This is a genomic window from Rhizobacter koreensis (genome assembly GCF_013366375.1).
GTDB lineage: Bacteria > Pseudomonadota > Gammaproteobacteria > Burkholderiales > Burkholderiaceae_C > Schlegelella_A > Schlegelella_A koreensis.
In genome coordinates this window covers 221,418-242,194 of record NZ_JABWMJ010000007.1, presented here as the reverse complement: position 1 = coordinate 242,194, position 20,777 = coordinate 221,418, and the positions used below count along the sequence as shown (strand labels likewise).

At 71.3% G+C, this 20,777-nt stretch carries 23 protein-coding genes; 12 read left to right on the top strand and 11 right to left on the bottom strand.

The features are described from left to right. Position 1 precedes the first annotated feature (1 nt). Together HQN59_RS16105 and HQN59_RS16100 are read right to left on the bottom strand one after the other, a co-directional pair. Positions 2 to 1,357: an FAD-binding oxidoreductase gene (locus HQN59_RS16105; protein ID WP_176070134.1), complete on the bottom strand. Its 1,356-nt coding sequence runs from the start codon at positions 1,355 to 1,357 to the stop codon at positions 2 to 4. Next, on the bottom strand, positions 1,357 to 1,881 hold the full coding sequence (locus tag HQN59_RS16100; protein WP_176070133.1) for a gamma carbonic anhydrase family protein: 525 nt from the start codon (positions 1,879 to 1,881) through the stop codon (positions 1,357 to 1,359). Before HQN59_RS16100 ends, HQN59_RS16105 begins: the two co-directional genes overlap by 1 nt. 280 nt (positions 1,882 to 2,161) lie before the next feature. On the opposite strand from HQN59_RS16100, the gene HQN59_RS16095 reads away from it, so the two are divergent. Both HQN59_RS16095 and HQN59_RS16090 read left to right on the top strand, forming a co-directional pair. Then, complete coding sequence (locus tag HQN59_RS16095; protein ID WP_176070132.1) at positions 2,162 to 2,530, top strand: CidA/LrgA family protein; 369 nt, start codon at positions 2,162 to 2,164, stop codon at positions 2,528 to 2,530. Continuing rightward, complete coding sequence (locus HQN59_RS16090; protein WP_176070131.1) at positions 2,523 to 3,239, top strand: LrgB family protein; 717 nt, start codon at positions 2,523 to 2,525, stop codon at positions 3,237 to 3,239. The genes HQN59_RS16095 and HQN59_RS16090 overlap by 8 nt, the downstream gene beginning before the upstream one ends. 22 nt (positions 3,240 to 3,261) lie before the next feature. On the opposite strand, the gene HQN59_RS16085 is transcribed toward HQN59_RS16090, so the two are convergent. The 4 genes from HQN59_RS16085 to HQN59_RS16070 form a co-directional block, all read right to left on the bottom strand. Continuing rightward, positions 3,262 to 5,547: a RelA/SpoT family protein gene (locus HQN59_RS16085; RefSeq protein ID WP_176070130.1), complete on the bottom strand. Its 2,286-nt coding sequence runs from the start codon at positions 5,545 to 5,547 to the stop codon at positions 3,262 to 3,264. Positions 5,548 to 5,645: 98 nt separating this feature from the next. Then, entirely contained in the window at positions 5,646 to 5,849 is a 204-nt protein-coding gene (gene rpoZ / locus HQN59_RS16080) for a DNA-directed RNA polymerase subunit omega (protein ID WP_176070129.1), read from the bottom strand. A 75-nt stretch (positions 5,850 to 5,924) separates the two neighbouring features. Then, positions 5,925 to 6,542 (bottom strand): guanylate kinase, encoded by a 618-nt coding sequence (gene gmk, locus HQN59_RS16075; RefSeq protein WP_176070128.1) that lies wholly within the window; start codon positions 6,540 to 6,542, stop codon positions 5,925 to 5,927. A gap of 83 nt (positions 6,543 to 6,625) precedes the next feature. Then, entirely contained in the window at positions 6,626 to 7,573 is a 948-nt protein-coding gene (locus HQN59_RS16070; RefSeq protein WP_176070127.1) for a YicC/YloC family endoribonuclease, read from the bottom strand. Positions 7,574 to 7,600: 27 nt separating this feature from the next. Between HQN59_RS16070 and HQN59_RS16065 the strand changes: the two genes are divergently transcribed. From HQN59_RS16065 to HQN59_RS16035, 7 genes are all read left to right on the top strand, one after another. Continuing rightward, positions 7,601 to 8,563, top strand: a complete 963-nt coding sequence (locus tag HQN59_RS16065) for a serine/threonine protein kinase (RefSeq protein WP_176070126.1) — start codon at positions 7,601 to 7,603, stop codon at positions 8,561 to 8,563. Positions 8,564 to 8,639: 76 nt separating this feature from the next. Next, positions 8,640 to 9,557: a PP2C family protein-serine/threonine phosphatase gene (locus HQN59_RS16060; protein WP_176070226.1), complete on the top strand. Its 918-nt coding sequence runs from the start codon at positions 8,640 to 8,642 to the stop codon at positions 9,555 to 9,557. Positions 9,558 to 9,606: 49 nt separating this feature from the next. Then, the gene (gene rph, locus HQN59_RS16055) at positions 9,607 to 10,338 is read left to right on the top strand and encodes a ribonuclease PH (protein ID WP_176070125.1); all 732 of its coding nucleotides are present in this window, start codon (positions 9,607 to 9,609) and stop codon (positions 10,336 to 10,338) included. 2 nt (positions 10,339 to 10,340) lie between these two features. Then, a complete protein-coding gene (locus HQN59_RS16050) occupies positions 10,341 to 11,015 on the top strand; it encodes a non-canonical purine NTP pyrophosphatase (RefSeq protein ID WP_176070124.1) in 675 nt (224 codons plus the stop codon). A gap of 16 nt (positions 11,016 to 11,031) precedes the next feature. Next, the gene (gene hemW / locus HQN59_RS16045) at positions 11,032 to 12,288 is read left to right on the top strand and encodes a radical SAM family heme chaperone HemW (protein WP_425342734.1); all 1,257 of its coding nucleotides are present in this window, start codon (positions 11,032 to 11,034) and stop codon (positions 12,286 to 12,288) included. A 267-nt stretch (positions 12,289 to 12,555) separates the two neighbouring features. Further along, the gene (locus HQN59_RS16040; protein WP_342451223.1) at positions 12,556 to 13,224 is read left to right on the top strand and encodes a GGDEF domain-containing protein; all 669 of its coding nucleotides are present in this window, start codon (positions 12,556 to 12,558) and stop codon (positions 13,222 to 13,224) included. Then, entirely contained in the window at positions 13,221 to 13,988 is a 768-nt protein-coding gene (locus tag HQN59_RS16035) for a MinD/ParA family protein (protein WP_176070123.1), read from the top strand. The genes HQN59_RS16040 and HQN59_RS16035 overlap by 4 nt, the downstream gene beginning before the upstream one ends. Before the next feature lie 15 nt (positions 13,989 to 14,003). Here HQN59_RS16035 and HQN59_RS16030 read toward each other — a convergent pair whose 3' ends face one another. Next, a complete protein-coding gene (locus HQN59_RS16030; RefSeq protein ID WP_176070122.1) occupies positions 14,004 to 14,687 on the bottom strand; it encodes a Smr/MutS family protein in 684 nt (227 codons plus the stop codon). Then, positions 14,684 to 15,358, bottom strand: coding sequence for a RadC family protein (gene radC, locus HQN59_RS16025; protein ID WP_176070121.1), 675 nt, complete (start codon positions 15,356 to 15,358; stop codon positions 14,684 to 14,686). Before radC ends, HQN59_RS16030 begins: the two co-directional genes overlap by 4 nt. Positions 15,359 to 15,437: 79 nt before the next feature. Here radC and HQN59_RS16020 point away from each other — a divergent pair, with 79 nt between their 5' ends. Beyond that, the gene (locus HQN59_RS16020) at positions 15,438 to 15,881 is read left to right on the top strand and encodes an FKBP-type peptidyl-prolyl cis-trans isomerase (protein WP_246294950.1); all 444 of its coding nucleotides are present in this window, start codon (positions 15,438 to 15,440) and stop codon (positions 15,879 to 15,881) included. A 2-nt stretch (positions 15,882 to 15,883) separates the two neighbouring features. Then, on the top strand, positions 15,884 to 16,891 hold the full coding sequence (gene ispH, locus HQN59_RS16015) for a 4-hydroxy-3-methylbut-2-enyl diphosphate reductase (RefSeq protein ID WP_217704181.1): 1,008 nt from the start codon (positions 15,884 to 15,886) through the stop codon (positions 16,889 to 16,891). A 30-nt stretch (positions 16,892 to 16,921) separates the two neighbouring features. Here the strand turns inward: ispH and HQN59_RS16010 are convergent, their stop codons facing one another. Genes HQN59_RS16010 through HQN59_RS16000 form a run of 3 tightly spaced genes read right to left on the bottom strand, consistent with a single transcriptional unit; the run spans position 16,922 to position 19,354 of the window. After that, positions 16,922 to 17,215 carry a DUF6587 family protein gene (locus HQN59_RS16010; RefSeq protein ID WP_176070119.1) on the bottom strand — a complete coding sequence of 98 codons (294 nt, stop codon included), beginning with the start codon at positions 17,213 to 17,215 and terminating at the stop codon, positions 16,922 to 16,924. Position 17,216: 1 nt separating this feature from the next. Then, positions 17,217 to 19,094 carry a ferrous iron transporter B gene (gene feoB / locus HQN59_RS16005; RefSeq protein WP_176070118.1) on the bottom strand — a complete coding sequence of 626 codons (1,878 nt, stop codon included), beginning with the start codon at positions 19,092 to 19,094 and terminating at the stop codon, positions 17,217 to 17,219. Continuing rightward, complete coding sequence (locus HQN59_RS16000) at positions 19,094 to 19,354, bottom strand: FeoA family protein (RefSeq protein WP_176070117.1); 261 nt, start codon at positions 19,352 to 19,354, stop codon at positions 19,094 to 19,096. The genes feoB and HQN59_RS16000 overlap by 1 nt, the downstream gene beginning before the upstream one ends. Positions 19,355 to 19,911: 557 nt before the next feature. Here HQN59_RS16000 and thiD point away from each other — a divergent pair. After that, complete coding sequence (thiD, locus tag HQN59_RS15995) at positions 19,912 to 20,757, top strand: bifunctional hydroxymethylpyrimidine kinase/phosphomethylpyrimidine kinase (RefSeq protein ID WP_176070222.1); 846 nt, start codon at positions 19,912 to 19,914, stop codon at positions 20,755 to 20,757. Positions 20,758 to 20,777 lie beyond the last annotated feature (20 nt).

The following is a 20,777-nucleotide window of genomic DNA, read 5'->3' as shown; positions in this document are numbered from 1 at the left end:
GTCAATCGAAGACACGCCCCGGATTCAGCGTGGCGTTCAGGTCGAGCGCCGTCTTCAGGCGCCGCAGCAGCGCGATCTCCTCGGGGCTGCGCGTGACGTGCAGGAACGGCTTCTTGATGAAGCCGATGCCATGCTCGGCGCTGATCGTCGCCCGCCGCCCGTGCAGCTCGCCATAGACGATTTCGTCGACGGCGTGGAAGTCCACGGGGCGATGCGGTCCGCTCACCACGTGGATGTTGTTGTCGCCCAGGTGACCGAAGAAGAGGTGCGTCGCCTCCGGAAAGCGCGCCGTGAGCGTCGCCTCGGCGCGCTCGATGAAGCCGCGGGTCTCGACCCACGGCAGCCCGACGTCGAAGTTGATCAGCGGCTTGAGCTCGGTGAGGATCTCGGGAATGCCTTCGCGCACGCGCCAGAAGCGCTGGCCTTGAGCGCCGTTCGCGGCCACCGCGCAATCGGCGACCAGTCCGTCCGCCATCGCGTGCTCGAGCGCCTGGTGCAGCGCCGGCGTGACGTCGGCTCCGGGTGCGCCGGTGGCGTCGAGCAGCACGTACCAGGGCGCCGCGGTTTCCAGAGGTCGCGCAACGCCGGTGAGCCGCAGCGACAGGTCGACGAAGCGCGTCGACATGAACTCGAACGCGCTGAGCGACGGCCCGAGCGCGCGCCGCAGGTCGCGCAGGAGGCTCGTCACGCCGTCGAGGCTCGGCAGCGCAGCGAACGCGGTGACGGTGTCGCCGGGCTTGGGCTGCAGGCGCAGGGTGAGCCGGGTGATGATGCCGAGCGTGCCTTCGGAGCCGATGAAGAGAAAGCGCGGGTCGAGCCCGGCGCTGTTCTTGACGAGCCGCGTCAACGACGTGACGACGCTGCCGTCGGCGAGCACGACCTCGAGGCCGAGCACCGCGTCGCGCATCGTGCCGTAGCGGATCACGCGGATGCCGCCGGCGTTGGTCGATGCGTTGCCGCCAACCTGGCAGCTGCCGCGCGCGCCGAGGTCGACCGGGAAGTACCAGCCGGCCGCCTCGGCTGCGAGCTGCACCTGCTGCAACGTGGCGCCGGCCTGCACCTGCATGATCCCTTCGAGGCTGTCGACGTGCTCGATCGCGTTCATGCGCTCGAGGTTGATGACGACGTCGCCGTCGGCCGGGACCGCGCCACCGGCGAGGCCGGTGAGGCCGCCCTGCACGGTTATCTTCGAGCCGTCCCGATCGCACGCCGCGACGATTGCGGCGACCTCTTCGGTGCTGCGCGGCCGGTGCAGCACGCGCGGCGTGCCGCGCTCGAGTCCGCTCCAGTCGTGCAGGTAGCGCGGGTCGATCCCGGTCTCGCCACTCGCGGCGGGCTTGTCGGTGCCGGCGTCCATCAGCCGACCCGCTCCATGCCGTCGCGGCACGCCGCGGCGCGCTCGACGTAGCCGCGCGCGCTCTGCGCGAGCCGTGCCACGTCCTCCTCGCCGAGCTGGCGCACCACCTTGGCGGGTGCGCCGAGGATGAGCGAGCGATCGGGGAACACCTTGCGCTCGGTGACGATGGCGCCGGCGCCGACCAGGCATTCGCGGCCGATCACCGCGCCGTTCAGCACCACCGCCTGGATGCCGATCAGCGAGCCATCGCCGATCGTGCAGCCGTGCAGCATCGCCTGATGCCCGACCGTCACGTTGGCGCCGATCGTGAGCGGCGAGCCGCGGTCGGCGTGCAGCACGGCGCCTTCCTGGATGTTGCTCGCGGCGCCGATGCGGATCGGCTCGTTGTCGCCGCGCGCGCTGGCGCCGAACCAGACGCTCGCGTGTTCGCCGACGATCACTTCGCCGACCAGTGTCGCCTCGGCGGCGATGAACGCGGAGTGGGCGACCTGCGGGGCGTGTCCCTGCAAGCGATAGAGCGCCATGAGTGGGCCTCCTTGGTGGTGCGCTGAGGGACATTCTGATCGGACGAGCGTCAAGGTGGCGCGCCTCGGGACATGCGGCGGGCCGGGCGCGGGGCTTGTTCCACGTCGCGCGGGTCGCCACGCCGGACGCGCCGTTGGGCGATCATCGCAGCGTGCGCGCCGTTGCCCTCGTCCAGTCGTCGCTTCGACCCAGGCTGCCACCCCGGGCGGACCTCGCGGGCCGGCTGAGCGCCGACGACCGCAGGCCCCGCGCCTGCGGCGACCGGCGAGCCATCAATCCATGAACGCCCTGCGCGGCGTCGCCTACCTGCTGCTGCTGCAGGCGGTCGGCGAGGCGATCGCGCGGGCCTTCGCGCTGCCGGTGCCGGGGCCGGTGCTCGGCCTTCTGCTGCTGCTGGTGGCGCTGCGCGTCGACGCGGTGCGGGTGCCGGTCGGCGCCGCCGCCGACGTGCTGCTCGCGCACCTCTCGCTGCTGTTCGTGCCGGTCGGCGCCGGCGTGATCACCCACCTGCACGTCGTCTCGGAGTACGGGCTGCGCCTGCTGCTGGTGATCGTGCTGTCGACCTGGGTCGGCATGGCCGTCACCGCCCTCGTGCTGCGCGCGCTGCTGCGCGACGGTCGAACAACCGGGGAGGCCGGGCGTGGCTGACTTCGTCCAGCTCTGGGTCTACCTCGCGTCGACGCCGCTCTTCGGCCTGACGGCGACGCTCCTCACCTACAGCATCGCGCAAGGGCTCTACGAGCGCCTCGGCCGGCCGCCGTGGGCCAATCCCGTGCTCTGGTCGGTGGTCGCGATCGGTGTCGTGCTCGTCGCGACGCGCACGCCGTACCCGACGTATTTCGCCGGTGCGCAGTTCGTCCACGTGCTGCTCGGCCCGGCGGTGGTCGCGCTGGCGTGGCCGCTCTGGCTGCGCCGCGCCGAGGTACGCCGGCGCGGCGTCGCGCTGACCCTCGCGGCGCTCGCCGGCGGCGCGGCCGCCGCGCTGGTCGCGGTCGGGCTCGCCTGGGCGCTCGGGCTGCCGCTCGACGTGATCCGTTCGCTCGTCCCGAAGTCGGTGACCGCGCCCGTCGCCATGGGCATCGCCGAGCGCATCGGCGGCGTTCCCGCGCTTGCCGCGGTGTTCGCGGTCGTCACCGGCATGGTCGGCGCGCTCTCGGCCAAGTACCTGTTCGACGCGCTCGGCATCGGTTCGTTCGCCGTGCGGGGCTTCGCGATCGGCACCGCGGCGCACGGCATCGGCGCGGCGCGCGCGCTCCAGGTCGATCCCGACGCGGGCGCCTACGCCGGCATCGCGCTCGGCCTGCAGGTGGTGCTCGCGGCGTTCCTGATGCCGCTGGTGTTCGGCTGGCTCGGCTGAGGCGGGCGCCGCCCGCCGCGCGTCAGGGCTTGACGCGGGCGACGCGCAGCACCGGCGCCGAGCGTTTCAAGGTGCGCATCACTTCCGCGAGGTGCAGGCGGTCGCGCACGCTCAGCAGCAGCGTCAGCTCGGTGGTCTCGGCGGCCGGGTCGTTGCCCATGTCGATGTGCGTGATGTCGGCCTCGGCGTGGCTCACCGACGACGCCACTTGTGCGAGCACGCCCTTGCCGTTGCGCACCAGCAGCGTCACGGCGGTCTCGAACGCGCGAATCGGCTGCTCGGCCCAGTCGACGCCCATCCAGCGCTCGCTGTCGCGCTCGAGCAGACGCTTGCCGACGCTGCATTCGGCGGTGTGCACCACCAGGCCCTCGCCGCGGCCCAGGTTGCCGACGATGGTGTCGCCGGGGATCGGCCGGCAGCACGGCGCGAGTTGCACCGAGGCGCCCTCGCTGCCGTCGATCAGCACGTGGCCCTGTGCCGGGGCGACGTCGTCGACCGCGAAGCGGCCCTTGGTGAGGGTGAGCGCGTCCGGCTTGACCCCGTGCTCGGCAAGCAGGCGGGCCAGGCGCGTCGCCACGATGGTCGCGATCTTGCGGCCGAGCCCGATGTCGGTGAACAGGTCGTCGCGCGCCCGGTTGCCGCTCCAGCGCAGCAGCTGCTGCCAGATCTGCGCTTCCAGCGGCTCGTCGCCCGGCAGCTCGAGACCCTTGGCGCGCAGCGCCTGGGCCAGCATCTTCTCGCCGAGGTCGCGCGACTCCTCGAGCTCCATGTTCTTGAGGTAGTGGCGGATCCGCGAGCGCGCCCGGCCGGTGCAGACGAAGTTGAGCCAGGCCGGGTTCGGCCGGGCGTTCGGCGCGCTGATGATCTCGACCACGTCGCCGCTGCGCAGCACGGTGCGCAGCGCGACCGGCTCGCCGTTCACGTTGGCGGCCACGCAGTGGTCGCCGACGTCGGAGTGGATCGCGTACGCGAAGTCGACTGGTGTCGCGCCGCGCGGCAACGCCAGGATCTTCGAGCGCGGCGTGAAGACGTAGACCTCGTCCGGGAACAGGTCGATCTTGACGTGCTCGAGGAACTCGCTGGCGTCGCGCGTCTCGTCCTGGATGTCGATCAGCGACTGCAGCCACATCGCGCCCACGCGCTGCGCCTCCTGCGCCTGCCCGTGCGTCTTGTAGAGCCAGTGCGCCGCGATGCCCTTCTCGGCCACCGCGTGCATCGGCTCGGTGCGGATCTGGAACTCGACCGCGGTGCCGAGCGGGCTCACCAGCGTGGTGTGGAGCGACTGGTAGCCGTTGCCCTTCGGGATGGCGATGTAGTCCTTGAAGCGGCCGGGCATCGGCTTGTAGAGCTGGTGCAGCACGCCGAGCGCGAGGTAGCACTCGGGCAGCGTCGAGACCACGATGCGGAAGCCGAACACGTCGTTGACCTGCGCGAACGTCAGGTGCTTCTCGCGCATCTTGCGGTAGATCGAGAACAGCGTCTTCTCGCGCCCGAACACCTGGGCTTCCAGCTTGGCCTGCGCGAACGCCTTCTCGACGTCGCGCTGCACCCGGTCGACGATGTCGCGCCGATAGCCGCGCGCCTTCAGCACCGCCTTGGAGAGCGCCGCCTGACGCCACGGGTGCAGGTGCTTGAACGAGAGCTCCTGCAGCTCGCGGTAGGTCTGGTTGAGCCCGAGGCGGTGCGCGATCGGCGCGTAGATGTCCTGCGTCTCGGTCGCGATGCGGCTGCGCTTGGCGGGCTCGACCGCGTCCATCGTGCGCATGTTGTGCAGGCGGTCGGCGAGCTTGATGAGGATCACGCGAACGTCGCGCGCCATCGCCAGCAGCATCTTGCGGAACGACTCGGCCTGCGACTCCTCGCGGGTCGAGAAGCGCAGCTTGTCGAGCTTGGTCAGACCATCGACGAGGTCCGCGGTGGGCGCGCCGAAGCGCTCGATCAGCTCGGGCTTGGTGACGCCGCAGTCCTCCATGGCGTCGTGCATCAGCGCGGCCATGATCGCCTGCACGTCGAGCTTCCACTCGGCGCACAGGCCCGCGACCGCGATGGGATGCGTGATGTACGGCTCGCCGCTGGCGCGGAATTGCCCGAGGTGCGCCTCGTCGGCGAAGCGGTAGGCGTCGCGGACGCGCCGGATGTCGGCGGCGTCCATGTAATCGAGCTTCCCGGTCAGCGCATCGAACGACGCGGCGGCGGCGTCGGACGGGGGAGCGGGAGGGGTCGGCGCATGCGCCGCGTGGAGCCCTGCCGGTGCACGCTTGCCGGCTGTCGCGGGCGCTTCGTGCAGCGCGGAGGAGGGCGGGCTCATGCCCTGAATTTAGCGCCAATCCGCCGGAGGGGCGGCGGGCTGGTCTTTGCCGGCGCGGCCCTGCGCACCCGGGGCGGCTCAGGCCCCGCGAGGGAAGGTCAGACCGGAACCTTGCGCAGCATCTCGAGGCCGATCTCGCCGGCGGCGATCTCGCGCAGCGCGGTGACGCCCGGCTTGTTCTTGGTGTCGACCTTCGGCGCGTGACCCTGGCTCAGCATGCGCGCGCGGTAGGTCGCAGCGAGCACCAGCTGGAAACGGTTCGGGATCTTGTTGAGGCAGTCTTCGACGGTGATGCGAGCCATGCGAGGGATCCTGGAATGACGATCGACGCGCCAGGGGCCGGCGCGGCAGCCGAGGAGTGGAAAAGAAGCGCCCGATCAGAGATCGAGGGCGGCGAACACGGCGGGCCTGCGCCTGCGAACCGCTGCGTAGCGCAGCCGCTGCGCGTGGACGATCGCGATAAGGTCCGCGAGCGCCGCGTCGAACAGGGCGTTGATTATAACGAAGTCGAAGTGGCGGACCTGCGAGACCTCCTCGCGGGCGTTCGCCATGCGGCGCGCGATCACCTCGTCACCGTCTTCGCCGCGCCGCTGCAGGCGCTTCTCGAGTTCGTCCCAGCTGGTCGGCAGGATGAAGATCAGCACCGCGTTCGGGAACAGGCGCTTGATCTGCAGCGCACCCTGCCAGTCGATCTCGAGCACGACGTCGTGGCCGAGCGTGATGCGGTCGGCGATCGCCGCCTTCGACGTGCCGTAGAGATTGCCGTGCACCTCGGCCCACTCGACGAACTGCTCGGCCGCGATCATCGTGCGGAACGTCGAGGGATCGATGAAGTGGTATTCGCGGCCGTCGAGCTCCTGACCGCGCGGCGCACGGGTCGTGTGCGAGATCGACAGCATGAGGTCCGAGTCGCGTTCGAGCAGCGCCTTGACGAGGCTCGACTTGCCTGCGCCGCTCGGCGCCGCTATTGCGAAGAGGTTGCCGGGATAGTCCATCAGGGCCCGCGGCGCTGGCGCGGGGCGGTTTCGGGAAGGGCGAAAGTCTAAGGGCGCAGGCGACGCCGGCGCCGTGATGCACGTCACTCGACGTTCTGGACCTGCTCGCGAAGCTGCTCGATCGCGACCTTCATGTCGACCGCGATCGCGGTCATCTCGAACGACGACGACTTCGAGCCGAGCGTGTTGGCTTCGCGCAGCAGCTCCTGGATCAGGAAGTCGAGGCGCTTGCCGATCTCGCCGCCGGCGTCGATGAGCCGCGTGAGCTCGTCGAGGTGCGAGCGCAAGCGCCCGAGCTCCTCGGCCACGTCGACGCGGATCGCGTAGGCGGCCGCCTCGTTGAGGGCGCGCTCGACACTGGCCTCGCGCGACACGGTGTCGGCGGCGCCGCTCGCCGCGAGCGCGTCGTTCCAGCGTTCCAGGAAGCGCTGTTGCTGGCGCTGCACCGCCGCCGGGACCAGCGGCTCGGCCTTGTCCGCGAGCGAGCGCAGCAGTTCGACCCGCTCGAGCAGGATCGCGGCGAGGCGGGCGCCCTCGCGGGCCCGCGCCTGCGCTAGGCTCTCGATGCAGCGCGCCGCCAGTGCAAGGGCACGGCCGTCGTCGGCGCGCTCGACCGGCGCCCCGCCGCGGCACCACTGCAGCGCCTCGTACACGGTGAGGCCGCGCGCGTGCTTGAGGCGGGCGGTCACCAGCGACTCGAGCTGCGCCAACCGCTCAAGCTGCGCCGGCTCCGGCGCACGCGCCGCGGGGTCGGCGTCGCTGCGGCTCGTGAGGCGCAGCTCGATCTTGCCGCGCTTGAAGCGGGCGGTCATCAGCTCGCGCAATTGCGGCTCGAGGGTGCGGAACTCGTCCGGCAGCTTGAATGCGAGGTCGAGGAAGCGACCGTTGACCGAGCGGATCTCGACCGAGAGCGACGCGCCGGGCGCGCCGTCGATATCGCGATTCGCGCCCGGACCGTGCAATGCTGCCGCTGGGCCGGGATCCCCGTCGGCGCCGACATTCGCATAGCCGGTCATGCTGTAAACTGCCATGCCGCTTTCGCCCTCAAACCGGTCATTATGTCAAAGCCGAAACCAGCGCCTCTGCCGTCGGGCACGGTGGTGGGCGGCTACCAGGTGATCAAGAAACTCGCCGCCGGCGGTTTCGGGGTGGTTTACCTCTGCGAGGACGCCGACCGCCACCTGGTCGCCCTCAAGGAATACCTGCCGTCGTCGCTGGCCGAGCGCTCGCCCGGGGAGCTGACGCCGCGCGTCAAGCCGGAAAAGCAGCCGCTTTATCGGCTCGGCCTCAAGAGTTTCTTCGAGGAAGGCCGTTCGCTCGCCCAGATATCGCACCCGAGCGTGGTCTCGGTGCTCAATTTCTTCCGCGAGAACGAAACCGTCTACATGGTGATGAATTACCTGCAGGGCGATACCCTGCAGGATTTCATCGTCACCGCACGCGACCTCAAGCGTGACAAGGTGTTTCGGGAATCGACAATTCGTTCGCTGTTCGACGAGATATTGCGCGGGCTCAGAATCGTCCACCAGCACAAGATGCTGCACTTGGACATCAAGCCGGCCAACATCTTCATCACCAACGAGAACAAGGCGGTGCTGCTCGACTTCGGTGCGGCGCGCGAGGTGCTGAGCAAGGAAGGCAACTTCATCCGGCCGATGTACACGCCGGGCTTCGCCGCGCCCGAGATGTACCGCCGCGACGGCTCGCTGGGGCCGTGGACCGACATCTATGCGATCGGCGCCTGCGTCTACGCCTGCATGCAGGGCTATCCGCCGAACGATGCACCCCAGCGCATCGAGAAGGACCGCCTCGCGCTCAGCCTCTCGCGCCTGCGCAACGTCTACTCGGACAACCTGATCGAGGTCACCGAGTGGTGCATGTCGCTCGACCCGCTGTCGCGCCCGCAGAGCGTCTTCGCGTTGCAGAAGGAGCTCTCGCGCGAGACCGAGCGCCAGTACACCAAGCTCAGCTTCAGCGAACGTCTCAAGCTCCAGCTCGAGAACCTGACGGCCAAGGCTTGACGATGAGCCGCATCGAACCGCCGCACGCGCGGCGCACGGCGGCCGCCCGGCAGGCGGCGGGAGACGCCGCATGAGCATGCGCTTCTCGGTCTATCAGATCAGCCGGCGCGGCGGCCGCGAGAAGAACGAGGACCGCATGGGGTATTGCTATACCCGCGAAGCCGGCCTCTTCGCGCTCGCCGACGGCATGGGTGGTCACCCGGAAGGCGAGGTCGCCTCGCAGCTTTCGCTGCAGATGCTCGCGGCGATGTTCCAGCGCGAGTGCAAACCGACCCTTCCCGACCCGCTGCGCTTCCTGCAGGAGGCGATCGTCGCCGGTCACCACCAGCTGCTGCGCTACGCCACCCAGAAGGCGCTGCTCGACACGCCGCGCACGACCATCGTCGCCTGCGTGCTGCAGGGCAACGAGGCGTACTGGGCGCACTGCGGCGATTCGCGGCTCTACCTGGTGCGCGGCGACAAGCTGATCGCCCGGACCCGCGATCACTCGTACAGCGAGCTGCAGCAGACCATGAGCCAGGTGGTCCCGATGCCGGACCGCTACAACCGGAACGTCCTGTTCACCTGCCTCGGCAGCCCCGGCAAGCCCGTGGTCGACACGGTCGGGCCGGTGATGCTGCAGCCGGGCGATCGCGTCATGCTCTGCTCCGACGGCCTCTGGGGCAGCGTCACCGACGCGGTGATCACCGACCAGCTCGCCTCGCTTGCCATTTCCGATTCGGTGCCCGAATTGGTCGAGCAGGCGCTCCGCAACGGCGGCGCCAAGAGCGACAACGTGTCGGTGATCGCCGTCGAGTTCGAGGGCGTCGGCGGCAGCCAGGGCAGCAGCGGCATCCAGACCCAGCAACTCGGCGACGCCGTCTTCGCGTCGACGATCCAGGCCGGCGTGCTCGGCACCGACGAGCCGGACGAGCTCGACGATGCCGAGATCGAGCGCTCGATCCGCGAGATCAACGAGGCGATCAAGCGCTCGTCGCAGCACAAGAAGACCTGACCGCCGCCCTGCCGGCGACGCGGCCGCGCCGCTCGCCGACAATCCGGCAATGACCTTCCAGAGAACCCAGGGCCGCGCACACGACGCGCTGCGCCCCGTCACCATCACCCGCGGCTTCACGCGCCACGCCGAAGGCTCGGTGCTGATCGCCTATGGCGACACCCAGGTGCTGTGCACCGCCTCGGTCGAGGAGCGCGTGCCGCCGCACAAGCGCGGCAGCGGCGAGGGCTGGCTCACCGCCGAGTACGGCATGCTGCCGCGCGCCACCCACACGCGCGGCGACCGCGAGGCCGCGCGCGGCAAGCAGAGCGGCCGCACCCAGGAGATCCAGCGCCTGATCGGGCGCTCGCTGCGCGCCGTGTTCGACCTCGGCGCGCTGGGCGAACGCACGATCGCGCTCGACTGCGACGTGCTGCAGGCCGACGGCGGCACCCGGACGGCGGCGATCACCGGCGCCTTCGTCGCCGCTTACGACGCGGTGAGCTGGCTGCACTCGCAAGGCAAGCTGCAGCGCTCGCCGATCCGCGACGCGGTCGCTGCCGTCTCGGTCGGCATCGTCGACGGCACGCCGCTGCTCGACCTCGAGTACGTCGAGGACTCGGCGTGCGGCACCGACATGAACGTCGTCATGACCGGCTCCGGCGGCTTCGTCGAGCTGCAGGGCACGGCCGAGGGCGCGCCCTTCTCGCGCGCCGAGATGGACGCGCTGCTCGACCTCGCGCGCGATGGCATCGCCGAGCTCGTGATGCGCCAGCGCGAGGCGCTCGGGCTCGCGCGCTGACGATGGGGACAACGCCCGCCAGCACGCCGCGCCGGGTCGTGGTCGCGTCCAACAACGCCAAGAAGCTCGCCGAGCTGCAGCAGCTGCTCGCGCCGGCCGGCGTCGAGCTCGTCGCGCAGGGCACGCTCGGCATCGCCGAGGCCGAAGAGCCGCACCTCACCTTCATCGAGAACGCGCTCGCGAAGGCACGGCATGCCGCGCGCGCAGCGGGGCTGCCGGCGCTCGCCGACGACTCGGGCCTCTGCGTCGACGCGCTCGGCGGCGAACCGGGCGTGCAGTCGGCCGTCTACGCTGGCAGCGTCGAGGCGCCCGCAGGTGCCGAGCGCGAGGCGCGGCGCCGGCTGCAGGACGCGGCCAACAACCGCCTGCTGCTCGAACGCCTGTCCGGCACGGCCGATCGCCGCGCCCGCTTCGTCAGCACGCTGGTCGCGGTGCGCCACGCCGACGACCCCGAACCGCTGGTCGCGATCGGACGCTGGGACGCGCGCATCCTCGACGCGCCGCGCGGCAGCGGCGGCTTCGGCTACGACCCGCTGGTGTTCGTCGACGCGCTCGGCACGAGCGTCGCCGAGCTGGACGCCGGCACGAAGAACCGGCACAGCCACCGCGCGCGCGCCGCCGCCGCGATGCGCGAGCTGATCGCCGAGGCGTGGCGCATCGGGCCGCCGACCGCGTGACGCGCCGGGGCGCGCCGTGATCCCGATCGCCGAGCAGACGCCGGCTGCCCCCGATGGCAGCCCTGCCGAGCGGCTCGCGCGCTACATGCGCGAGGGCACGATCGCGCTCGGCGCGCTGCCGCCGCTCTCGCTCTACGTGCACATCCCGTGGTGCCTGAGGAAGTGCCCGTACTGCGACTTCAACTCGCATGCGCTGCCCGTCGGCGTCGCCGGCCCCGACGAGCTGCCGGAGCAGCGCTACCTCGACGCCCTCTGCGCCGACCTCGAGGCGGCGCTGCCGTTCATCTGGGGCCGTCGGGTGGTGAGCGTGTTCATCGGCGGCGGCACGCCGAGCCTGTTCTCGCCGACGGCCATCGGCCGGCTGATCGCCGACATCCGCGCGCGAGTCGCACTCGAGCCGGGCTGCGAGATCACGCTCGAGGCCAACCCCGGCACCTTCGAGCGCGATCGCTTCCGGGGCTATCGCCAGGCCGGCGTCACGCGGCTCTCGATCGGCGTGCAGAGCTTCGACGACGCCAAGCTGCACGCGCTCGGCCGCGTTCACGACGCCGAGCAGGCGGCGGCGGCGGTCGCCGAGGCGCGTGCTGCGTTCGAGACCTTCAACCTCGACCTGATGTACGCGCTGCCCGGGCAGACGATGGCCGAGCTCGAGGCCGACGTCGCGCGCGCGATCGGCTTCGTGCCGCCGCACCTGTCGATCTACCACCTGACGATCGAGCCGAACACGCTGTTCGCGACGCGCGCGCCGGCGGCGCCGTTGCCGGACGACGATCTCGCGTTCGACATGCTCGACGCGATCACCGCGCGCGCCGCCGACGCAGGACTCGAGCGCTACGAGGTGTCGGCGTACGCGCGGCCGGGGCACCGCTGCGTGCACAACGTCAACTACTGGGAGTTCGGCGACTACCTCGGCATCGGCGCCGGCGCGCACAGCAAGCTGAGCTTCGCGCACCGCGTGATCCGCCAGGTGCGCTGGCGCGATCCGGTCCGCTACATGGAGGGCGCGCTCGCCGGCGCGGCGCTCTCGCAGGAGAGCGAGGTGCGGCGCAGCGAGCTCGCGTTCGAGTTCATGCTGAACGCGCTGCGCCTGGTGGACGGCTTCGAGCTGGCGCGCTTCGGCGAGCGCACGGGGCTGCCGCTCGGCAGCATCGCCGGGCCGCTCGAAGAGGCCGAGCGCAAGGGGCTGATCGAGCGCGACTTCGTGCGCGTGCGGCCGACCGCGCGCGGCCTCGACTTCCTGAGCGACCTGCAGTCGCTGTTCCTGCCGGCGTGAGTCGGCGGGCGTCCGGCCGCGCCGTCGCCGCCGTCGGCCCGCTGCGCGACGGCCGCGACGGCACGTCGAACGTGCAGGCGTTCGCGCCCGCGACGCGCCGCAACAACGCCCCACCGCGTGGCCTTCAACAACCCTGGATTGCGTCCGCTTTTCACGCCAGCATTCACGACCTCTGTCGCTAGACTGATTCGCCCCGCGCCGACCTTCGTGCAATTCCTCAAAGAATTCCAACCGAGCGACGTCACCGCCTTGCGGCTGGACGGGGCTTTGCAACTGCTTCAGCAATCCGGTTACGCGCTGTCGCCGACCGCGACGGCGGGCAGCACGGCGTGGCTGCAGGACGTGATCAACGGCTTGTGCCAGCTCTCGAGCCGCGATCCGCTCACGGGGCTGGCCAACCGGCGCCACTTCGAGATGGCGCTCGCGAGCGAGGTCGACCGCGTCGCGCGCGCCGGCGAACCGGCGCTCGTGCTGCTGATCGACATCGATCACTTCAAGAAAGTCAATGACACCTTCGGTCATTCCAGCGGTGACTTGGTGCTCAAGTCGGTGGCGCGCGTGCTCGCCGACTGCATCCGTCCGATGGACACCGTCGCGCGCTACGGCGGCGAGGAATTCGCGATGATCCTGCCGAACTGCGCGCCGGCGTTCGGCCGCATCGTGGCCGAACGCATCCGCGAAAGCGTGCTGCTGTCGCCGGTGGCGATCGGGCCCGGCCAGCGCGTTTCGGTGTCGGTGAGCGTCGGCGGGGCGTTCGCGCCGCAGTGGGTGCGCTCGTCGGCCGAACTCTGGGTCGAGCGCGCCGACCAGCAGCTCTACCGGGCGAAGTCGGAAGGCCGTAATCGCTCGTGCCTCGAGCAGCCGACGGTGTCGATCGTGAGCCCCGAGGAAAAGGGCCTGCTGTTCGGCACCTCGCAGTTCGCGGAGTTCGAATGAGCCGCGCCAGGATCCTCGCCATCACCAGCGGCAAGGGTGGCGTCGGCAAGACCTTCGTCGCCGCCAACCTGGCTGCCGCGCTGGCGCGGCGCGGCGAGCGCGTGCTGGTGCTCGACGCCGACCTCGGCCTCGCGAACCTCGACGTGGTGCTGAACCTGGTGCCCAAGGTCACCCTGCACGACGTGTTCACCAAGGGCGTCCCGGTCGAGGACGCGATCCTGCCCGCGCCCGGTGGCTTCTCGGTGCTGCTCGCCGGCTCGGGGCTGATCGAGTACTCGCGGCTCACGCCCGAGGTGCGCGAGCAGCTCGTGCAGGTCATCGAGACGCTCGCGCCGCGCTACGACCGCATTCTGCTCGACACCGGCGCCGGCATCTCCGACGTGGTGCTCTACGCGGTCTCGCTCGCCGACGAAGTGCTCGTCGTCGCGACCCCCGAGCCGACGTCCATGACCGACGCCTACGCGACGATCAAGGTGCTGGCGGTGCAGCAGAAGCGCCGCTGGGTCCGCGTGCTCGTCAACCAGGTCAGCGCGCCCGGGGAGGGGCGCACCGTGCGCAACCAGCTGCAGCTGGTGGTCGACCGCTTCGTCGTGCCGCACAAGCCTCTGAACGGCGAGCCCCTGGCGCTCGACCTGCTCGGCGAGATCCCGATCGACCCGCTGGTGCGCGAGGCCGTGCTCAAGCGCAGCCTGTTGCTCGAGCTCACGCCGGGTTCGCCGGCGGCGTTCGCGGTCGGACAGGCGGCCGGTCGGCTGCTCGGCTGACGGCGAGGGCGGCCGTCAGTCCTTGCCGGCCGCCGCGCCGCCGGCTCGCGACGGCTGCAGCAGCACGATGAGGGCGCCGTGGCCGCCGTCGGCGGCGCGCGCGTGCACGAACGCCAGCACCTCCTTGCGCTGCACCAGCCAGGTCTTGACCTTGGCCTTGAGCACCGGCTCGCGCCCGGGCGAGCCGTGACCCTTGCCGTGCACGATGCGCACGCAGCGCACGCCGTTGCCGGCCGCGTCGCGCAGGAACGCGGCGAGCGCCTCGCGTGCCTCGTCGCGCCGCTTGCCGTGCAGATCGATCTCGCCCTGCAGCGCCCAGACGCCGCGGCGCAGCTTGCGCAGCACCTCGACGCCGATGCCGGGGCGCCGGAACGACAGCGCGTCGTCGGTGTCGAGCAGCGTCTCGACGTCGAACTCGTCGGAGATCGACTCGGCGAGCACGGCTTCCTCGTCGCGCCTGCGCTGCTGCGCGACGGCCGGCGGGCGCGGCCGCGGCACCACCGTGGGCGCCACCTTGCGCAGCGGCACCACCGTGCCGACCGTGCGCGTGAAGAGCTCGCGTTCGCGCCTGGACTCGGCCTCGCGCGCCCGTTCGGCAGCCGCCTGCGCCGCGGCCTCCTCGCGCGCGCTGCGCAGCGCGGCCTTCAGCCCGCCGAGGTCGTCGAGGCGACGCGTTTTCGCAGCCGGTGCGCGCTTCACAAAAGCCCCCGCTCGGCGAACGACACCGACGCGCCGCGCCCGACCACCAGGTGATCGAGCACGCGGACGTCGATGAGCTGCAGGGCGTTCTTCAGGGTCTGGGTGAGGTACTCGTCGGCGCGCGAGGGTTCCGCGGCGCCCGAGGGATGGTTGTGCGCGAGGATCACCGCCGCCGCCTGCAGGTCGAGCGCGCGCTTGACGATCTCGCGCGGGTAGACGCTGGTTTGCGTGAGGGTGCCGCGGAACATCTCCTCGAGCTTGACCAGCCGGCTTTGCGCGTCGAGAAACATCACGGCGAACACCTCGTGGTCGCGCTCGCCGAGCTGCAGCCGCAGGTAGTCCTTGACGCGCGCCGGCGAGTCGAAAACCGGCGCCGCGCTCATCTGCTCGGCCAGCGAGCGGCGCGCGAGCTCGACGACGGCGGCGAGCTCGGCGCGCTTGGCCGGTCCCAGCCCCTTCACGCGCGCGAGCTGCGCGGGACCCGCGTGCAGCAGGCCGGCGAGCCCGCCGCAGCTCGCGAGCAGCGTCTCGGCGAGCTGCAGCACCGAGACGCCGGCGGCGCCGGTTCGCAGCAGCAGCGCGATCAGCTCGACGTCGGCGAGCGCAGCGGCGCCCTGGGCCAGCAGCTTCTCGCGGGGGCGCGCGTCGGCGGGAATGTCCTTCAGCACCATCGAAGCTTTCGGGCGGCGCGCGGGGTGCCTCGTAAAATCGCTGGCCAGTCTACCAAGCGGCCCTGCGGCCGAACCCCCCTTGAATCGTGTGACGCCGGGGTCCTTCCTCACCCTTCATTACCGCCTCAGCGGGCCCGACGGCGAGGCGGTGGTCGACACCTTCGCCGGCCAGCCAGCGACGCTTTCGCTCGGCACCGGCGACCTCGCGCCGGCCATCGAGGCGCGCCTCGTCGGCATGGCGGAAGGCGAATCGGCGACCTTCGAGCTCGCGCCCGGCGAGGCGTTCGGCGAGCGCAGCCCCGACCTCGTGCAGCGGGTCGGCCGCGCCATGGTCGAGCGCCTCGGCGACGGGGCGGGCGGCTACCAGGTCGGCGACGTGGTGCGCTTCCCCACACCCGACGGCGGCGGCGGTTACGCCGGCGTCATCCGCGAGGTGGACGACGAGACGCTGACCTTCGACTTCAACCACCCGCTCGCGGGGCGGCCGGTCCGCTTCGACGTGCAGCTGATCGGCGTGCTGTGACCCTGACCACCATCGAACCATCCATCGGCGCTCTCGCTGCCGCTCCCGTGAGCGGGGTCGAGGAGGTCGTGCTCGCCGAGCCGCGCGGCTTCTGCGCCGGGGTCGACCGCGCGATCGAGATCGTCGAGCGCGCGCTCAAGAAGTTCGGAGCCCCGATCTACGTGCGCCACGAGATCGTCCACAACACCTACGTGGTCGAGGACCTCAAGGCCAAGGGCGCGATCTTCATCGAGGAGCTCGACGCCGTTCCCGCCGGTGCGACGCTCGTCTTCAGCGCGCACGGCGTCTCGCAGGCGATCCGCCAGGAGGCGGCGGCGCGCGGCTTCAGCGTGTTCGACGCGACCTGTCCGCTCGTGACCAAGGTCCACGTCGAAGTCGCCAAGCTGCACCGCGAGGGTTACGACTTCATCATGATCGGCCACAAGGGGCACCCCGAGGTCGAGGGCACGATGGGGCAGCTGAGCGAAGGCATCCACCTCGTCGAGGACGTCGAGGACGTCGAGCGCCTGACGGTGCCGGCCGACCGGCCGCTCGCGGTGGTGACGCAGACCACGCTGTCGGTCGACGACGCCGCCGAGATCGTCGCTGCCGTCAAGCGCCGCTTTCCGGGCATCCGCGAGCCCAAGCAGCAGGACATCTGCTACGCCACGCAGAACCGCCAGGACGCGGTCAAGCTGCTCGCGCCGTCGGTCGACGTCGTCATCGTCGTCGGCAGCCCGACCAGCTCGAACAGCAACCGCCTGCGCGAGCTCGCCGAGCGCCTCGGCACCGACGCCTACATGGTCGACAGCCCGGACGATCTCGATCCGGCCTGGTTCGACGGCAAGCGTCGCGTCGGCCTCACCGCCGGCGCGTCGGCCCCCGACATCCTGGTGCAGCAGGTCATCGAGCGCCTGCGCGCGCTCGGCGCCGTTTCGATCCGCAGCCTGCCGGGCGCGATCGAGTCGGTTCACTTTCCGCTGCCGCTGGGCCTCGGCGACAAGGCGATGGGGATCGCGCCGAAGGCGTAGCGGCGCGGGGCGAGCGGAGCGCCCGCAGCCTCAGCGCGTCACGCGTCGATGGATCCGGATCGGCTGCGCCGTCACGGTGCCGCGAGCGCCGGCCGCATCGCCTCCAGCCGCCTTCGGCGCACCCGGCGCCTTGTCGCAGCCGTCGCAGCCGCAGGCGTTGGTCGCGACGGCGCGCGCGCGCAGCCAGCCGCGCACGGCGCCCGGCGCCGGCACGTCCGCGAGGCGGCGCGCGAGGGCGCGCCGTGCCGCCGCGGGCAGCAGCGTCCAGATGGCGTAGACCGCGCACGCGGTCACGAGCAGGGCGACGACGATCGTCTGGGCCATGTCAGCCTCCGAGCCAGAGCGTGATGCGATAGGTGGCGAACGCCGCCACGTACGCCAGCGCGAACAGGTAACCCGCCATCAGCAGCGGATAGCGCCACGAATTGGTTTCGCGGCGCACCACCGCGAGCGTCGAGATGCACTGCGGCGCGAACACGTACCACGCGAGCAGCGCGAACGCGGTGGCGAGCGGCCAGCCGGCGGCGATCACCGGGGTCAGCGCGTCGGCGACCTCGTCGCCGCCCGACATGGCGTAGACGGTGCCGAGCGCGCCGACCGCGACCTCGCGTGCCGCGAGGCCCGGCACCAGCGCGATCGAGATCTGCCAGTTGAAGCCGAGCGGCGCGAACACGTGCTCGAGCGCGCGTCCCATCATGCCGGCGACGCTGTACTGGATCGCCGGCCCGGTCGCGCCCTCGGGCGGCGCCGGGAAGCTCGACAGGAACCACAGCAGCACCATCAGCGCGAAGATGATTCCACCGACCCGGCGCATGAAGATCATCGCGCGCTCCCAGAGGCCGAGCCCCAGGTTGCGGAGGTTCGGCACGCGGTAGGGCGGCAGCTCGAGCATCAGCGGCTGGTAGCGGCTCTTCATCCAGACGCGCTTGAGCACCCAGGCGATCGCCATCGCCGACACGACCCCGGCGACGTAGAGCACGAACAGGGTGATGCCGCGCAGGTTGAACGGGCCGACGGCGCGGTCGGGGACGAACGCGCCGATCAGCAGCGCGTAGACCGGGAGGCGCGCCGAGCAGGTCATCAGCGGCGCGACCATGATGGTCGCGAGGCGGTCGCGCCAGCTCGTGATCGTGCGGGTCGCCATGATTCCCGGGATCGCGCAGGCGAAGCTCGACAGCAGGGGAATGAACGCGCGCCCCGAGAGCCCCACCTTGCCCATCAGCCCGTCGAGCAGGAACGCAGCGCGCGGCAGGTAGCCCGAGTCCTCGAGCAGCAGGATGAAGAAGAAGAGGATGAGGATCTGAGGCAGGAACACGATCACGCTGCCGACGCCGGCGATCACGCCGTCGACGACCAGGCTCTTGAGCGGCCCCTCGGCCATGTGCTCGCCGGTCCACGCGCCGGCGCCCGCCATCACCGCCTTGATGGCGTCCATCGGCAGGTTGGCCCACGAGAACACGGCCTGGAACATCAGGAACAGCACGGCCGCGAGCAGCACGAGCCCCCACACCGGGTGCATGACGACGCCGTCGATGCGGTGCTGGAAGCGCGCCCGCACCGGCGCGTCGGGGGCGACGCGCCCGAGGATGCGTCGCACGTCCTGCTGCAGCTCGGCGGCCGAGCGGCGCCCGGGGCGCGGCGATGTCGGCGCGGCGGCGATGGCGCGGCCGAGCTGACCCTCGAGCGACGCGAGCAGGGCGACGTGGCCGTCGTGGCGCACCGCGACCGTCTCGACGACCGGGCAACCGAGCTCGGCGGCGAGCGCGTCGACGTCGATCGAGAGCCCTTCGGCGCGCGCGACGTCGGCCATGTTGAGCGCCACCAGCATCGGTCGGCCGAGCTCGCGCAGCTCGAGCACCAGGCGCAGGTTCATGCGCAGGTTGGTCGCGTCGACGACCGCGACGATGGCGTCCGGAACCGCCTCGCCCTCGCGCCTGCCCTCGAGCACGTCGAGCGTCACCTGCTCGTCGGGCGTGACCGGCGACAGGCTGTACGCGCCCGGAAGGTCGATCACCGAGACGCTGCGCCCGCTCGCCAGACGCGTGGTGCCGACCTTGCGCTCGACCGTGACGCCGGCGTAGTTGGCGACCTTCTGACGCGCGCCGGTCAGCAGGTTGAAGAGCGCCGTCTTCCCGCAGTTCGGATTGCCGACGAGGGCGACGCTCCAGGGCGCCGCGGCGGTGTTGTTGACGGACGCCGCCATCAGGCTGCTTCGACCTCGATGCATCGCGCCTCGAGCAGGCGCAGCGCGAACATCGTCTCGCCGATCAGCACCGCGAGCGGCTCGCGACCCCCGGGGCCGCGGTGCAGCAGCTGCACCGGCTCGCCGGGAATGAAGCCGAGCTCGCCGAGACGGCGCAGCGCCACCGCGTCGACATCGGGCGACGCGGCGACCACCCGGGCCACACGCGCGGCGGCGCCGATCGGGAGGCTGTCCAGCGAGCGTTCGGAACGCGGTGTCATGGTCGCAATTGGTGCCGTCTAAATAAGAACGATTATCAATCAAAGTCGGCGCCGAACCCCGCCGAAGACCCTTGGCACCGACTGAGTCGCCGCGGGCGAGGGCGTTGCCCCGCCCCTCGTTGGCTCACGCAGCCATGTCAGGGACGCTTCGGCGTCCGTTTCCCGTGACTGCTGCCGGGACCGCAGCGCCGGCGGCGGGAGCTGCCTGCCTTGCGCGGGCTCGCGACGCCGGGTCGACGTCGACCGACGACGCGCATGCGGATGGGCGGGCTGTCGCGTCGAGCGGAGACGGTTCTCGACCCCCACGGCCGCCCTCGCGCGATCCGAAGGGAAATGCCGGCGACGCACGCGAGCCGTGCCAGAATCGGCGCCGCTCCGGGGTGCGTGCGTGAAGCGCGCTGAGATCCAGACCCGCGAACTTGAACCGGTTCATGCCGGCGTAAGAAGAGCATTCCCAGCGGACGTCGCCGTCCGCGTCGGGGTCTTTCCTGCGGAGCGAACGCCACGTCGGAAAGAGGTCCCATGCATCCAATCGCGCCGTTCGCGTGCTGCCGACCATGAGCGGCGCCGCTCCACGCTGGCGCTACCCGCGCGTGCTGTCGATCGCAGGCTCCGACAGCGGCGGCGGCGCCGGCATCCAGGCCGACCTCAAGACCTTCGCGGCGCTCGGCTGCTTCGGCATGACCGCGCTCACCGCGCTGACGGCGCAGAACACGCTCGGCGTGCGCGCGATCCACGCGGTGCCGAGCGCGATGCTCGCCGACCAGATCGACGCCGTTGTCGAGGACATCGGCGTCGACGCGGTGAAGATCGGCATGTTGCATTCGGCCGAGACGGTGACGACCGTCGCCGCGGCCATCGAGCGCCACGCCCTCGGGCAGGTCGTGCTCGACCCGGTGATGATCGCGACCAGCGGCGCGGTGCTGATCGACCGAGGCGCGGTCGGTGCGCTCGTCGCCGAGCTGTTCCCGAGGGCGCTCGTGATCACGCCCAACCTCGACGAAGCCGGGCTGCTCGTCGAGCGCACGCTCGCGAACGAGGCCGACATGGAGAGCGCCGCACGCCGCCTGCTCGCGATGGGCGCGCGCGCGGTCCTGCTCAAGGGCGGTCATCTCGCCGGCGACACCGTCAGCGACCTGCTGCTGACGCCGGGCGCAGCGCCGTTCTGGATCCGCGCGCCGCGCATCGCGAGCGCGAACAGCCACGGCACCGGCTGCACCCTGTCGAGTGCGATCGCGGCGTTCCTGGCGCTCGGGCGCGACCTGCGCGAGGCGGTGCTCGACGCGTCGGCGTTCGTGCGCGGCGCGCTCGAGGCCGGCGCGGCGGTGCGCACCGGCGCGGGCAGCGGTCCGCTCAACCACGGCTTCGATCCGCAGCCGATGCGGCTGAAGGCGCTCTCGTGAGCCACGCGGCCAGGGACGCC